Genomic DNA, 14,911 nt, shown 5'->3' with positions numbered 1-14,911 from the left:
AGCTCAGCTGGGAGAGCACCTGCCTTACAAGCAGGGGGTCACAGGTTCGAGCCCTGTTGTGCCCACCAAAGTATACCTTATGGCTCAGTAGCTCAGTTGGTTAGAGTGCCAGCCTGTCACGCTGGAAGTCGAGGGTTCGAGCCCCTTCTGAGTCGCCAAAAAAGTATCATTTATTTGATGCTTTTTTTTTATAAATAAAGAAATAATTAATCATACCTAAAATTTTTAGGTATGATTAAATTAATGTCTGTTTTTATTTAGATTTAATGTAATTCTTATATCCTCAGAGTAAAACTTATATAATTTAAATTCGCCAATAAGTCTAGAAGAAATACGTTCACTATACAGCTTAGTGATATCAGGAAGAGAAAGATTAGTTGAAATTAGCATTTTTTTATTCTTTAATAATTTTTTATTAAGTAAATTGAATAACTCAGTAGTAGAAAAATCATTTCTTTGTTCAGCTCCAAGGTCATCAATTATTAATAAATCACAATCTAACAAAAATTCTTCCAACTTCTTATCATTATTGAATCTGATAGATCTTAAATCACTTATCAATTCATCAGAAGTTTTATAAACAACCAAATAGCCTGAATCTAAAAGTTCCTTAGCTATACAGTAAGATAAATAGCTTTTGCCACTACCTGGAGTACCAAAAAGTAGGAGATTAGTATTGGTTTCTCCAAAATTAGGTATGTAATCATGTAATATATATTCTAAAATATTTTCCATATTTCTTCTAGGAGAATATTTTTCATCACCAGTTCTATGAGAAGAGAATAATGAAATATCGAACTTATCAAAGTTTTTATTTTTAACAGTATCTTGAAGTAATGAGTTTTCATAATATAAAGATACTAATTTTGGCTTATAACAAGAACATTTATTTGTTCCTATAAACCCTGTATCTTTACACTTAGCACATCTATAATGTAAAGATAGGTATTCTGGATCATAACCTTTTGATACAAGCATTTCATATTTTTGTGCTCTTAAATCAGTTATTTTTTCCCTATAAGTTTTAAGTGTTTCATCACTATCTTTAGATTTTAAGATAGCAAGAGAAAGTTGCAAAGATAATTTTTTTATATCTGTATTAACTTCAATAATTTCAGGATATAGGTTTTCAATTTCCTTTTTTCTATTTTGTAGGTTTTTAGATTCTTCTTCCCTTATTTTTTCATAAATGTCTAATAGTTTTGATTGATATCCGTTAATCATCGTTATCCCATCCTAATAATTTCTTTTCTAAAGAATCATAATCATAAGATCTAGGTTCAAAATTATTGAATCCTACACCTGTATTTGAATTAGTATTCCTTGAATATTTTGATTTATTATAATTTGATTTAAATTGCTTATCTTTTATAGCTACATCTTCAATTGTTTTTATATTATCATTAAACCATTTTGACAATATTCCATCTATATATTTAAAGTCGGCTCTGTTAAGACGTTGAAAGCATATATCACAAGCTTTTTGAATAACTGCCAAATCAAATTTATAAATAGAAATCCATTTATCAAGAAGCTCTTCTTGAGGTTTCATAACTTCAGTATTTCTTAGTCCTAAGTAAGTTAATATTTTTTTTATTTTAATCCATTTATCTTCAGCTTGCTTAATATAAGATTGAGCTTCTTCTACAGACTTTATACCCAAATCATGCCATGCTAAAGCTACTTTTTCAATATATCTGTAGTCACTCTTACCTTTAGATGCACAATATTCAATAAGAATTAAAATAAGTTCTGAAGTAAATGAAAAATCATTTTGCCAGCCAAGGTATATTTCCATTTCTTTTGTTGAAAGTGTTCTGCATAAGATTTTTTCTATATCTCTGAGCATATCTGTAGTTCCTGTATTATTTAGAGCATCAAGAAGGTTTACATCTGTATTAGGGACATCCTCTTCTAGTGGCAAAAATTCTATAGTAAAATTATTCATCCTATCTATAGGAATTAATTTTATTACACCTTGATCACTCCAATAATTTAGTGCGTTCATAACATCAGATTCAAGTAAATTTAATGAAGAAGCAAGTATAGCACCATTAACGCCAGGTTCATTAGAAATATTGTATTTAAGCATTAATAGATAAACTTTGACAAATTCACCTCTTGCTTTTGGCATGTATTTTTCAATAAATACATTACTTATAGGAGTAAACTTTAAATTTGTATTCTTAAGCATAAAAGTACTCATAATTTTACGCGCTCCTTCTCATTTATCATATGGGTTTAAACATTACTTTTAGTGTATAGATTCAATTATAACAAAGGTTGAATTTTAGAACAACTTTAGATTGGATGTATAAAATCTAAGAAAGTGGGAAAAGTACAATATGTGTCTCCAAAAGAAGGGAAAATGTATGAGTAAAAAAATTAAAAAAGTAATAAAGGTAACGCTTATAAGCATAAGTATTACTTTAGTATGTATGAGTTGTTTTATAAATAATGATAAGGGTATAAGAGCAAGCAATTACATATATATAAGCAATAATGTAGATTCAGGTTTAGATAAAAACGAAGTTGCATCTATAGGAAATCAGCATTATTTAATAAATATGATAATTAGAAACAATAATTATGGAGTAATAACAAGTGAAGAAGATGGGAAAAAGATTCTTGAAAAAGTAGGAGAAGTTTATATAGATAATAGTAATATTGATAAGAAAAATATATTAAATGTAGATGTTAAAACTAATGTGAAATATGAAAAATGCTTAAGTAAAGTTACATATGTTGATTCAATAGATGATATAGCTAAGAAGATAGTGGATGATAATAAAAATAATAATATTTTACAAGTTGATATGAAATGTAAAGAGAGTAGGAAAGAAGAAATAAAACCAAATGTAAAAACCATTAAAAGTGATGATATGTATTTAGGCCAGATTAAACAAGAGAATGGATCTGTTGGATATAAGGAAGTTGTATCCAAAGTTAGCTACAAAAATGGAGTAAAAGTTAGAGAAGAAGTTTTGGAAGAGAAAATGTTGCTTGATAGTAAAGATACTATTATATATAAAGGAATGAAAAGTCCAATTAATGATAAAGTTGCATTTTTAGAACATCCTACAAAAGGAGGAACAATAACTTCAGGGTTTGGATATAGGTGGGGAAAAAGTCATAATGGGATAGATATTGCACATAAAACAGGGGATCCTGTATACTGCTCTTTTGATGGAACAGTAAAAGAATGTGGATATGTTAATGGGTATGGAAACAAGATATTGATTGAGCATGAAGGTAATATACAAACTGTGTATGCTCATTTAAGTGCTATTCAAACTAAAATTGGAACACAAGTAAAAAAAGGAGAGCTAATAGGCAGTGTTGGAAGTACGGGAAATAGCACAGGACCCCACCTACATTTTGAAGTAAGAGTAAATGGGGTTCCAATAAATCCTCAAGGATATATTAAGGTTTAAATTAATAATTTAGATATATTAACTACTCCTTCACCCTGACTACAACTAGAAAAATCTTGTTTTTCACATGATAACTTTAATATAGAACAAAAATCTTTAAAAGACAGAGATGGATTATTTTCATATAATAATGCTCCAAGCCCACAGATAAATGCAACTGATAAAGAAGTACCTTTAAAAGTTTTATAAGAAGCTTCAAGTTTTGGAGGATATAATTTAAAGCCATCTTTCTCAGAAATATAAGATGTATTAGCGTTTAAAGAAGATATATTTACAGCAGCTGCACATAAATCAGGTTTTGATATTTTTCCATAATGGCCTGAGGAAGAATAGATATATGGCTTAATAGATTTAGTTGTATCTATTCCTCCAACGGTAATACAAGAAGATAAAGTAGCGATTCCCATTATGCTGTTAGAAGAATTTAAAGTACTACCACTTGGTACTATAGGAGTGATCCCTTTATTAATTGCTTGTAAAAATGTAGCATTAAAAGCTTGTATAATGAAGGTGTTATGGTTTAGCATTTCAAATGGCAAACAAAGTATTCGAATGTTAGATTCACTACTATTTTTTATTAAAGCTTCTATAGCAAATAATATATCTGAAGTATATCCTTTTCCAAGAGCATCAAAAGCTTTATAACAGTATAAACTTGAATGTGGGGCAATTCCTTTGTATAAATTATTTGAAGAAATTCCACTACTTGAAATTAAACCACAGATACAGGTTCCATGACCATTATCATCATAAGGGTAAGATAAATTATTTATTAAATCCTTAAACAAGTTAATTCTATTTGTAGGGGTTAGTAAATCAGGATGAGGATAAACTCCACTATCAACAATACCAATACCAACACCTTTACCAGATAAACTATATTTTTCAGATATATGAATACTATTAGCTGTGGAAACACTCATACCACATAAAAATAGATAATCGTCAAAGCCTATATATTCAACTTCAGGATATTCTAAAAGAGAATCTATTAATTTAGCATCAATTTCAGCACATATAAGACAAGAAAACTCTAATATATAAAATAATTTTCCACGAGATGATGATATTTTTTTTACAATACTATCTTTTATATGTTTATATTTAATTAAAACCCTATAATATTTATAGCAATTATTAGATATTAGATATTTTAAATCTTTATCTAATTTATTTTTATGAAAAAACATAGTATACTCCTAATCATTAATCCTTTATATATTATATGTATCAGTTAAAGAATGTTAATATAAAAGTATGTATGTTGTTATAGATAATATAAAATTAGAATTTCTTAAAAGCAGTTTTTAAAAATATATAACTTAAATCCAATTAAAGTAAAAAACTATAGATGAAAAATCTACAGTTTATAAGTCTGACCAATATTAAGTAATTTTAATGAAATATCATTAAAATCATTTAATGTATTATATGTATCATTGAAATTTTCTAATGATATTTTGAATGTTTTATAGTGTATTGGAATCATTACCTTACAGTTCATCATTTTAAACATTCTATAGCTTTCTTCAGGGGTACAATGCATATATGCAAATCGATCAGGTTTATAACAACCTACAGGCATAAGCGCTACATCACATTGAAGATTTTTAAAATTTTCTGTGTATGCAGTATCTCCAGCAAAAAAAACTTTTTTTTGATTTTTTTCAATGATGTATGAATTACTTTCATCATCTATTCCTATGTAATATCTTCGTCCATCATGTTCAGCTTTCAAAGAGGTTATCTTTATTTTATCATCTTCATAAACTTCATTATGTCTAAGAACTACAATATTCTTAAATCCTAAAAGTTTCATTATTCTTTTATATCCTTTAGGAACAATAATAGTTGCACTTTTATTTAGTTTTCTTAAGGATGGTAAATCAGTATGATCCATATGTCCATGAGAAAGTAAGATGTAATCAAATTTCATATCTTCTAACTTAAAAGGTTTTTCAACGACTCTTTTAAAAAATCCTAATTTATTAGATAAAACTGGGTCAGTTAGAATAAGTGTATCAGATAAATTAATTATTGTAGTAGCATGACCATACCAGTTTATAGAGTCTGTCAAAATTGGTTCAGAAAAAACCTTTTCTCTAGGAATAAAATATTCACGTATATTATTAATTGTTAATTGAGACAAAAATACTATATTTTTAAAAAAGTTCATGTTATAGAATACTCCTTATTTTAATGTTTCCATTTAAATACTATAATACCTATTAACATAATTGCAACACCTAATATTTCTTTTAAGGAAAAATTAATCTTTTCACTTCCAAATAAGCCAAAAGAATCAATTAAGGCTGCAGCAATTAATTGAGCAACTAATATAATTCCTATACCATAGGTTGCACCTAGGCCTCCTATGCTTTGCATTACAGTAAATATAATTATAACGCCTAAAAATCCACCTAAAAGATAGAGTTTATTCACATCTCTTAGTTGTCTATAACTTCCTTTTCCTAAGAAAAAAGATATCAATATAGTCAAAACTAATCCGCTACCTTGAACTATTACATTAGTTTCCCATGTACCTATTTTTTCACCTAGCCTTGTATTAAATACACCTTGAAGGCTCATAGATACTCCAGATATAATTGCACAAATTATTGAAAACATAAAATTATCACCTCATGTATAGTATTCCAATAATTAATTTTTATATAAATAAAAAGAACTCTCTAAAATTAGAGAGTTCTTTTTTACTTATAAATATAACTAAATTCGTCAATAATCATTTTTTCAGTAAATCCTAAGCTAATACCTAGACTTAAGAAATCTTCTGTTAATGTTATAAAGTGGTCCTTAGAGGGAGAAATCATTAAATCATTTATGTCTATGTATAAATTTAAGAATTGGTCACTTAAACAATAATCACTAAGTTCAATATCAATTTTTTCAATATCAGTATATTTGTGATATAAACCTAAAGAAATAAGTTGTTTAAAACAAGTAATATATTTAGCAAAAATTGTATTAGCATCTAAAACTTTATCGTCATCTAACCAGTACTTATAACAATTAGTTTCATTAGCTAAGTCACTCATAGCAATATGAAGTTGAAGATGTTTTCTTGCTAAAATTTTGTATTCACTTAATGTAGTATCAACAATTAAATCATTATACTCTTTTCCTTGAATTTTAAATAAATTTGCAATATACATATTTTTCCTCCTTAATTAAGGCAATCATCTTAATATATTTTACAAAATCTTTAAAATAAATAAAAGAGGAGTAAACGAATACAAAAAAATAAATAATTAAAAAAGTAGTTTTAATTAGTAAAAACTAATTAAAACTACTTTTTTAGAACGCTTTTAGAGGATAAGATTTTATACATGTCTCTCTTTTATTATTAGAAATTTTCCAAATTTCTAATTTGTTTATTTTAAGAGTAATATTTTTATCATCTTTTTTTACAAGATCACAAGCAATATCACTATTTCTCTTATTGTCTTTATTAAAATAATTTATATGAGCTAAAGATATAGATAATTCGTTATTGAAATTTTTGGGATGTATTCCATGAAGTTCCAATGTGTCTTTAAGTGAACGGTTAATCTTCTTTATATAACCTTCATTAAGAATTTTTAAATTTATAGTTTTCATTGTATCACTTATAGAAACATCATCGCACAGTTCAATTTTAAATTTTTTATAGGGTTTAATGATCTTATCTATAACAGTATATAATTTATCAATATTTGGATTATCTAATATGTCTAAAACTATATAAGGCATTGGAGAATGTCTATTTCCTCTGAATTTTTTAGATAAGTTTCTTTGAATTGGAACTATAGATTCATAAGAATCTTCATCAAAAAGTGCAACAATATAATATTTCATAGTAGTAAACCTCTCAATATTTTTAATATAAGTATAAAAGTATAGAAACTTTGTTATAAATTATAACATATTAAGATATATAAAAAAATAGAATTATAATTAAAAAGGCCTAAAATTAATATATAGTAAATTAAAACCCCCAAATTTATTAAAGATAATAAATTTTATAGCGTCATAAATTGGTTTAAAAAAAATATTTAAAATACTGGAGTTTATGATATAATGTATAGGATAGACTTAAGATAAAATAGGACTTAGACGTCCTAGAAGATGAAATTTTGGATATAATTATGAAATTTGGGAATTTTAAATGTATATATAATCTGTGAATAAGGGTGAATTTGGATGGAAAGATTAGTAATTAACGGAGGCAGAGCTCTAAAAGGTTCAGTAGAGATTAATGGAGCAAAGAATGCAGCAGTAGCAATACTACCTGCAACTGTAGTTGCAAGTAAAGGAAAATGTTTGATTGATAATATACCAGATATTGAAGATGTTCATTGTTTAGAGAGAATCCTTAAAAGTTTAGGATGTTCAGTAAATAAGATAGATAGTAATACTTTAGAAATTGATAGTAGTGATGTTAACAATTTTAATGCATGCACAGAAGATGTTAGAAGAATGAGAGCTTCATATTATTTTATAGGAGCACTATTAACAAGATTTAAGCAAGCTAGAGTTGAACTTCCAGGAGGATGTCCTATAGGGGTAAGACCTATAGATCAACATATAAAAGGATTTGAAGCACTAGGAGCAGAGGTTGTTATAGAACATGGTGCTGTAATTTTAAAAGCAGAAAAATTAGTTGGAACAAATATATTCTTTGATGTTGTTTCAGTTGGAGCAACAATTAATGTTATGATAGCAGCTACATTAGCAGAAGGTGTAACTACATTAGAAAATGTAGCGAAGGAACCTCATGTAGTTGATGTTGCAAACTTTTTAAATTCAATGGGAGCAGATATAAAAGGAGCAGGAACTGACATCATTAGAATAAAAGGTGTTAAAGAATTAAATGGATGTGCTTATAGTGTAATTCCAGATCAAATTGAAGCAGGAACATTTATGATTGCGACAGCTGCAACTAGAGGAGATGTAACAATAACAAATGTTATTCCTAAACACCTTGAGTCTATTACAGCAAAACTCAAAGAAATGGGTGCAATAGTTGAAGAAGGCGATGATAGTGTTAGAGTAACTGTAGATAAGGAATTGACTGGAGTTAACATAAAAACAACTCCTTATCCTGGATTCCCTACAGATGTGCAACAACCAATGTCAGCATTATTGAGTACAGTTGTAGGAAGAAGTCTTATAACAGAATCTATTTGGGAAAATAGGCATAAACATATTGATGAGTTAAAGAAGATGGGTGCAACCATTAAAGTAGAAGGCAGGGTAGCAATAATTGATGGTGTTAAAAAGCTTACAGGGGCTGTAGTTAAAGCTACTGATCTTAGAGCTGGAGCAGCTATGGTTATTGCAGGGCTTATTGCAGATGGAGAAACTCAAATTACAAGTATAGAACATATTGATAGGGGGTACCCTCATATCGAAGCAAAGTTTAAAGACCTAGGTGCTGATATAAGAAGGATAAAAGTTGAAGAATAATGTGGGGGAAATAAAATGATATTTTGCTCATTATATAGTGGGAGTAGTGGGAATAGCATTTTTGTTTCAAGTGAGGATTCAAAAATACTAATAGATGCAGGAATGCCTGGGAAAAAAATAGATGAAGCTTTAAAATTAATTGGAGAAAATCCTGAAAATTTGGATGGAATCTTTATCACACATGAGCATAGTGATCATATTAAAGGTGTAGGGGTACTTTCAAGAAAGTATGACATACCTATATATGCAAATGATAAAACATGGTCAGCTATGGAAGGAGCTATAGGAAAAGTAAAAGAGCATAATATAAAGGTAATGGATAGAAGAAGTACTGTTAACGTAGGTGCACTTTCTGTAAAGTCTTTTGTTATACCTCATGATGCTATAGCTCCAGTTGGTTATACAATAGATAGTAAGAATAAAAGAGTGAGTGTTGCAACCGATTTTGGAGTATTTACAGAAGAAATATTTAGTAACATAAAAGATTCTAAATCTATACTTTTAGAATGTAATCATGATGTAAACATGCTAAAATTTGGACCATATCCATACAACTTAAAGCGAAGAATTTTAAGTGAAGTGGGTCACTTATCAAATGATGATTGTGGAAAAGCTTTGCTCGACTTAGTGAAATGTGGTTTGGGAAAGAATGTGATTTTAGGACATTTAAGTAGAACAAACAATCATCCTGACTTAGCTATGCAAACTGTATTAAGTGTTATTCAAGAGAATGGTATTAATCAAGGGGAAGATATAAATATATCCATGGCTAGTAGAGACAAACCTAGCAGTTATATAGAAATATAAAAAATTAAGATATATATACAATATTGGACAATTTTAGTTGAAAATAGAGGTATACCTTAGTATAATTTGTATAAAGAGTATATTTTAGAAAGAGGAGAGAAATATGAGTTTATATAAGAGTTGGACAGATATGGTTGTTGATTATGTAAAGTCCAAAGGGGAAAATGCTTTTTGGGAAGAATACAGTCAAATCGAAACAAACATATATAGAGATTTATTGGCTAAACATAAGAATATATTAAAAACTACAATTGCTGATTTGAGTAAGGAATATAATACAACTGATGAATTTATTATGGGATTTGTTGATGGTATTAATGATAGTTTAAATAATCCATATGATTTAGAAACTGTTGAGAATAATACTGAATTAGCATTTGATATGGATTTAGAAAAGTTATATTTTAATATGCTTGATGCAAAAGCTGAATATTTATATACTTTACCTCAATGGGATGGTATATTTTCAGAAGAAAAAAGAAAACAAATTGAGAAATATTACAAAGAATCAAAGATTGTAAGAAATGATTCTAAGATAGGAAGAAATGATCCTTGTCCATGTGGCAGTGGTAAGAAATATAAGAAATGTTGTGGACAAAGCTTATAATTTAGTATTTGATAAAAATTAATTTTAATTTTAAATTTAATTACAGAGAAAAGTGGATATTTTAGTCCACTTTTTTATTTATTTTAGTGTCAAATTAGGGAGCATTTAATACATATATAGTATAGTTCATGAAATTGAGGTGAGTATTATATATGTTTGGAATGTTCCCTTTTATGTTTAATAATAAATCCAATAATAATTGGAATAATATCAATACATTAAGGTCATTATTAAATGATGACTTTTTAAACTCAATGGTTAACCAAATATTATCAAGTGGCTTGAGGAATAATCTTATAGGAACTATAAGTCAAGAAGAGACTTATGAGTTAGAATTAAAGGATTATGGTGATTATTACTTAATAAAAGGTTATTTACCAGGGGTAATGTCTAAAGATATCAGTATAGATTTTGAAAAGAATAAGGCTATATTGACAATTAGAAGAAAAAGAACTTATTCAAATGGAAGAAATTTCACTATGACTATAATGGAAAATTCACAAGATTTAGTAAAAAGCTTTTATATAGATGAAATAGATGCTAGCAAGTTAAAGGCATCTTTCAATAACAATTTGTTAATGATTACTTTGCCCAAAATAGGTATTTCAGATAATAGTTATAGTAATGATGAGCCAATTATTATAGATGTTGAGAGTTATAAAGTTGAATAAAGTTAAAAATTTAATCCTCCTTTGTGTTAATATATTGTTATACATAGGAGGATTTTTTATGAACATAACAGTTATTTCAGTTGGTAAAATAAAAGAAAAATATTTAAAACAAGCTATAGATGAATATTCAAAAAGGTTAACAAGATATTGCAGACTTGATATTGTAGAATTACCTGATGAAAAGACACCAGATAATGCATCAGAGAAAGAAGAGTTAATTATTAAGGAAAAGGAAGGAAGAGGAATATTATCTAAAATAAAGGATAATTCATATGTTATAGCAATGGATTTAAAAGGAAAGCAACTAACATCAGAAGAGTTTGCTAAGTTCATTGAAAATTGTGGAGTTATGGGAAATTCTAACTTAGTATTCGTGATTGGAGGTAGCTTAGGTTTATCAGAAGAAGTAATAAGGAGAGCTAACTATAAGTTATGTTTTTCTAAGATGACATTTCCACATCAGTTATTTAGAGTTGTTTTATTGGAACAGGTGTATAGAGGATTTAGGATTATTAATGGGGAACCTTACCATAAGTAACGGATGTTTATAGTCTTAGCTAAGTAATATCAATGGCTAAGGCTATTTTTATAGGTAAAAATACTTTATTATAAGTTATAACTAAATGGGGAAATAATTTTTAAGTGTAAGACCAATAGTAATTTATAGAATAACGATTTTGAAGGGAGTGATTAAAATCGGTAATATAAAAAAAGAATATGGATGTTCTTTAATGTTGACTCGTGACTTAATTGGAGGTAAATGGAAGGGAAGGATATTATGGCATATTATTAATGGAAATAATCGATTTTCTTTATTACAGAAAATTATGCCAGATATTACCCATAAAATGCTTATTACGCAATTGAGGGAGCTGGTGGAAAATGGAATTTTAATAAAAAATGAGTATGAGGAAATTCCTAGACGGGTTGAGTATCATATTTCTCCTGAATACGAGTCTATTATATTAATTATCCATTCTCTTCGGAATTTTGCAAAGCAATATGCCAATGATCATGAAATAAAGATACCTGATTAAAAAGATATTATCTTTGGTGTATACGTACAAAAAAGTACCTTATTTTCTTTTTGAGTTTTAATAGTATAATGAAAATCAGATGACAAACATATCTAAATTCTGAGGATAAGGGGAGAAAAGATGGAAGCAATTGAAGCATTAAAGATAAGAAGAAGTTGTCGTTCATTTACAGATGAACAAGTTAAAAAAGAGGATTTACAAACTATTATTGATTGTGGGTTAAATGCACCTAGCGGTAGTAATAGACAAGATACAAAAATTATTGTAGTTGAAAGTGAAGATAAGATTAGAAAATTATCAAAGATGAATGCCTCAGTGGCTAATATGAAAGTCGATCCATTTTACGGGGCAAAAACAGTATGTTTGATAGTTGGTCCAAAAGATAGTGGGTATAAAGAAGAAGCTTTTCAACTAAATCCTGTAAAAAATGGTTCTTTAGTTATTGGAGCTATGCAAACTGCGGCTTTTTCCATTAATGTAGGTTCTTGTTGGATTAACTGCTGTAAAGAAATGTTAGATTTACCAGAAGGTCAAGAAATTTTAGAAGAATTAGGGCTTATAGATTATCAAGGAGTTGGTTGTTGTGTATTGGGCTATCCAAATAAAACAGTGGTAGTAAAAAAGATTAAAGAAGGTAGAGTTATTTATTACTAATATTTTATTTAGATAAAAAGATAAAGACAAAAGTACATTTAATAACCAACAAATTTGTCTGATACAGACTTTTAAATAAAAAAGTCTGTGTTTTAATAAGAAAATTATTTACGGAACTATTATAGATTATGTAATTCTATGGGATTCCTTTATATTTTTACAAGTATAAATTTAAGATTTTTAACTAATCATGCATAATAAACCTATAAATAATATGTGTGAATTAAGATTTTTTCATAAAATAAAATGTAGTAATCATCTTAAATATGAGTGTTAAAGATAAGTGCGAGTTTTAAAATTTTTTAGCCAACTACTAATAAAAAACCTCACTTATTACCGATACAGAGAACCTTACCATAAGTGAGTGATGAAAGTAGTTTTAGGCAGGTATATAATTTGTCTAAGACTACTTTTATTTTAAATACATATATAAGGAATATATTAATTTTATAAATTGGGAATGTAAAAGTTTTTGTTAAAAATGAACCAATTGATACCTTAATGTCTCTAATATATAGATGCATCGATAAGAATCGAAGGGAGAGAGTAAATTGTGTGAAGAAGAGCTTGTCATAAAAATCCAGTCTGGTGATATGAACGCATTAGGTGAATTGTTTGAAATATATAAAAATGAATCATTCAAATATGCATATCTTATTACAGGTAATAAGCATACAAGTGAAGATATTGTACAAGAAGCATTTATAAGCTGTTATAACAATGTAAAAAGTCTTAAAAATCCTGAACTTTTTAAATCATGGTTTTTTAAAATGCTTACGCGAATTGCATGGAGATATGCAAAAAAAGATAAGAAATGCCTGCCAGTTGACAATATATTTGAAAAGGCAGATGAAAAAAGTATTGATATTTCTATAGAGCAATATTTAAGAAAAGAACAAAAAAATAATCTTTATGAAGAAATTGAAACGCTTGATTTAAAACAGAAAACAGTAATTGTTCTATATTATTTTAATGGTCTTACAGTTAAAGAAATTGCAAAAATTATGGGTTGCTTTGAAGGTACGGTAAAATCAAGGCTTCATAGTGCAAGGAAAAAGTTAAAAGGAAGTTTAATTAAATGTGAGTATGAATATAATCATAGAAATTTAAAGAGGGTGAGACTTAATGAATAAAAGTTTTAATGAAAATATAGATGAAAAAATTAAAGAATGCTTAATTGATAAATCAGATAATTCTTCAGTACCTGAAAATATGTTTTTCAAAATTAAAAATGAAATATTAAAAGAAAAAGATAATAAAGGAGTTTTTACTATGAAACATAAATTATTAAAGCCAAAGACAGTTATAATTGCAGGAATGCTGATTGTTGCAACAACCGCAACATGTGTTGCAGCAACTAATCACTTTGAAATCCTTAGTTCATCATCTCGCCTAACTGAAGTTAATAATTTTCCAAGTAAAGATGAGGTAAAAGAGAGTGTTGGCTTTACACCTAAATATGTTGAATCCTTTAATAATGGATTTAAATTTGATACATTTAACTATTCAAACGAAGAAATTCGTGATGATAAAAGATCTGCAGTTGAGAAATATAAGAGTGCAGATTTTGATTATAATAAAGAAGGTTCTAAAAAAGGTCAGAGTTTGACTATGTCTGCTAAAAAAATAGATCAGAAATATTTCACTGAAGACACATTAAAAAAGACTGTTTCAGTAGAATATAGTGGAATAAAGATTGAATATACAAGTAATGAATACAAGTTAGTTCCAGAAGGATATGAACCAACAGATGAAGAAAAAGAGTTACAAAATAAAGGACTTCTTCAAATCGGATATGGAAGTACAAGTGATGAAATAAAAGTTAGTCAAAATCAAGCAGTTAAGTGGTATGAATCTGGAATATCTTATTGTATCTTGAATATGGATTATACTGAATTAAGCCAAGATGATATGATTAATATGGCAAAGGAAGTTATAGGGTAAAAAACTTATTTCTTGGAATTAAATTTTTTTATTAAGTTTATACAAAACCTTTTATTATGAATTTAAGAGTGGTATCACAAATAAGTGATGTTTTAGATTAAATAAGTGTAAACTTGAATAGAATAAAACCATATGCTATGATAAGAATAAAATTAAATATATAACACAGGGGGGCTGGATTGGCCAGCTGAGATTAAGAACCATAATTTTTTGACCCTAAAGACCTGAACTGGGTAATGCCAGCGTAGGAAGTTGTTTATTTCTATTTGCATAATGTGATATTTTGAACAC

The 14,911-nt window shown here is 27.7% G+C and carries 17 protein-coding genes, 1 tRNA gene and 1 riboswitch; of the genes, 11 read left to right on the top strand and 7 right to left on the bottom strand.

Features of this window, described 5'->3' with window-relative positions:
• Positions 1-81: 81 nt before the first annotated feature.
• Positions 82-158, top strand: a tRNA-Asp gene (locus NNC19_RS20060).
• Positions 159-240: 82 nt separating this feature from the next.
• On the opposite strand, the gene NNC19_RS20055 is transcribed toward NNC19_RS20060, so the two are convergent.
• Positions 241-1,224 (bottom strand): ATP-binding protein, encoded by a 984-nt coding sequence (locus tag NNC19_RS20055; RefSeq protein ID WP_310940473.1) that lies wholly within the window; start codon positions 1,222-1,224, stop codon positions 241-243.
• The gene (locus NNC19_RS20050) at positions 1,217-2,206 is read right to left on the bottom strand and encodes a DnaD domain protein (protein ID WP_310940472.1); all 990 of its coding nucleotides are present in this window, start codon (positions 2,204-2,206) and stop codon (positions 1,217-1,219) included. The genes NNC19_RS20055 and NNC19_RS20050 overlap by 8 nt, the downstream gene beginning before the upstream one ends.
• Before the next feature lie 166 nt (positions 2,207-2,372).
• On the opposite strand from NNC19_RS20050, the gene NNC19_RS20045 reads away from it, so the two are divergent.
• Positions 2,373-3,434, top strand: a complete 1,062-nt coding sequence (locus NNC19_RS20045) for a peptidoglycan DD-metalloendopeptidase family protein (protein ID WP_310940471.1) — start codon at positions 2,373-2,375, stop codon at positions 3,432-3,434.
• On the opposite strand, the gene NNC19_RS20040 is transcribed toward NNC19_RS20045, so the two are convergent.
• The 5 genes from NNC19_RS20040 to NNC19_RS20020 all read right to left on the bottom strand — a co-directional run bounded on the left by NNC19_RS20040 (position 3,431) and on the right by NNC19_RS20020 (position 7,289).
• Entirely contained in the window at positions 3,431-4,624 is a 1,194-nt protein-coding gene (locus tag NNC19_RS20040; RefSeq protein ID WP_310940470.1) for a S8 family serine peptidase, read from the bottom strand. The genes NNC19_RS20045 and NNC19_RS20040 overlap by 4 nt on opposite strands.
• 170 nt (positions 4,625-4,794) lie before the next feature.
• On the bottom strand, positions 4,795-5,610 hold the full coding sequence (locus tag NNC19_RS20035) for an MBL fold metallo-hydrolase (RefSeq protein ID WP_310940469.1): 816 nt from the start codon (positions 5,608-5,610) through the stop codon (positions 4,795-4,797).
• 20 nt (positions 5,611-5,630) lie between these two features.
• The gene (locus NNC19_RS20030) at positions 5,631-6,062 is read right to left on the bottom strand and encodes a DMT family transporter (RefSeq protein ID WP_310940468.1); all 432 of its coding nucleotides are present in this window, start codon (positions 6,060-6,062) and stop codon (positions 5,631-5,633) included.
• Positions 6,063-6,145: 83 nt separating this feature from the next.
• The gene (locus NNC19_RS20025; RefSeq protein ID WP_310940467.1) at positions 6,146-6,607 is read right to left on the bottom strand and encodes a dUTP diphosphatase; all 462 of its coding nucleotides are present in this window, start codon (positions 6,605-6,607) and stop codon (positions 6,146-6,148) included.
• 142 nt (positions 6,608-6,749) lie between these two features.
• The gene (locus NNC19_RS20020) at positions 6,750-7,289 is read right to left on the bottom strand and encodes a hypothetical protein (protein ID WP_310940466.1); all 540 of its coding nucleotides are present in this window, start codon (positions 7,287-7,289) and stop codon (positions 6,750-6,752) included.
• Between the two features lie 345 nt (positions 7,290-7,634).
• On the opposite strand from NNC19_RS20020, the gene NNC19_RS20015 reads away from it, so the two are divergent.
• From NNC19_RS20015 to NNC19_RS19975, 9 genes are all read left to right on the top strand, one after another.
• Entirely contained in the window at positions 7,635-8,900 is a 1,266-nt protein-coding gene (locus NNC19_RS20015; protein WP_310940465.1) for a UDP-N-acetylglucosamine 1-carboxyvinyltransferase, read from the top strand.
• Positions 8,901-8,915: 15 nt separating this feature from the next.
• Positions 8,916-9,707, top strand: coding sequence for an MBL fold metallo-hydrolase (locus NNC19_RS20010; protein ID WP_310940464.1), 792 nt, complete (start codon positions 8,916-8,918; stop codon positions 9,705-9,707).
• 103 nt (positions 9,708-9,810) lie between these two features.
• Positions 9,811-10,314 carry an SEC-C metal-binding domain-containing protein gene (locus tag NNC19_RS20005; RefSeq protein WP_310940463.1) on the top strand — a complete coding sequence of 168 codons (504 nt, stop codon included), beginning with the start codon at positions 9,811-9,813 and terminating at the stop codon, positions 10,312-10,314.
• Between the two features lie 173 nt (positions 10,315-10,487).
• Positions 10,488-10,985: an Hsp20/alpha crystallin family protein gene (locus NNC19_RS20000; protein WP_310940462.1), complete on the top strand. Its 498-nt coding sequence runs from the start codon at positions 10,488-10,490 to the stop codon at positions 10,983-10,985.
• A 58-nt stretch (positions 10,986-11,043) separates the two neighbouring features.
• On the top strand, positions 11,044-11,523 hold the full coding sequence (gene rlmH, locus NNC19_RS19995) for a 23S rRNA (pseudouridine(1915)-N(3))-methyltransferase RlmH (protein WP_310940461.1): 480 nt from the start codon (positions 11,044-11,046) through the stop codon (positions 11,521-11,523).
• Positions 11,524-11,671: 148 nt separating this feature from the next.
• Complete coding sequence (locus tag NNC19_RS19990) at positions 11,672-12,022, top strand: helix-turn-helix domain-containing protein (RefSeq protein WP_310940475.1); 351 nt, start codon at positions 11,672-11,674, stop codon at positions 12,020-12,022.
• Positions 12,023-12,142: 120 nt separating this feature from the next.
• A complete protein-coding gene (locus NNC19_RS19985; RefSeq protein WP_310940460.1) occupies positions 12,143-12,676 on the top strand; it encodes a nitroreductase family protein in 534 nt (177 codons plus the stop codon).
• Positions 12,677-13,227: 551 nt separating this feature from the next.
• Positions 13,228-13,809 (top strand): RNA polymerase sigma factor, encoded by a 582-nt coding sequence (locus NNC19_RS19980; RefSeq protein ID WP_310940459.1) that lies wholly within the window; start codon positions 13,228-13,230, stop codon positions 13,807-13,809.
• Positions 13,802-14,620 (top strand): hypothetical protein, encoded by an 819-nt coding sequence (locus tag NNC19_RS19975; protein WP_310940458.1) that lies wholly within the window; start codon positions 13,802-13,804, stop codon positions 14,618-14,620. Before NNC19_RS19980 ends, NNC19_RS19975 begins: the two co-directional genes overlap by 8 nt.
• Before the next feature lie 157 nt (positions 14,621-14,777).
• Positions 14,778-14,889, top strand: a riboswitch (TPP riboswitch).
• Positions 14,890-14,911: the final 22 nt, after the last annotated feature.

This window comes from Clostridium sp. SHJSY1 (assembly GCF_031626875.1).
Taxonomy (GTDB): domain Bacteria; phylum Bacillota; class Clostridia; order Clostridiales; family Clostridiaceae; genus Clostridium.
The sequence above is the reverse complement of the archived record's forward strand: the minus strand, read 5'-3'. Positions and strand labels throughout refer to the sequence as shown.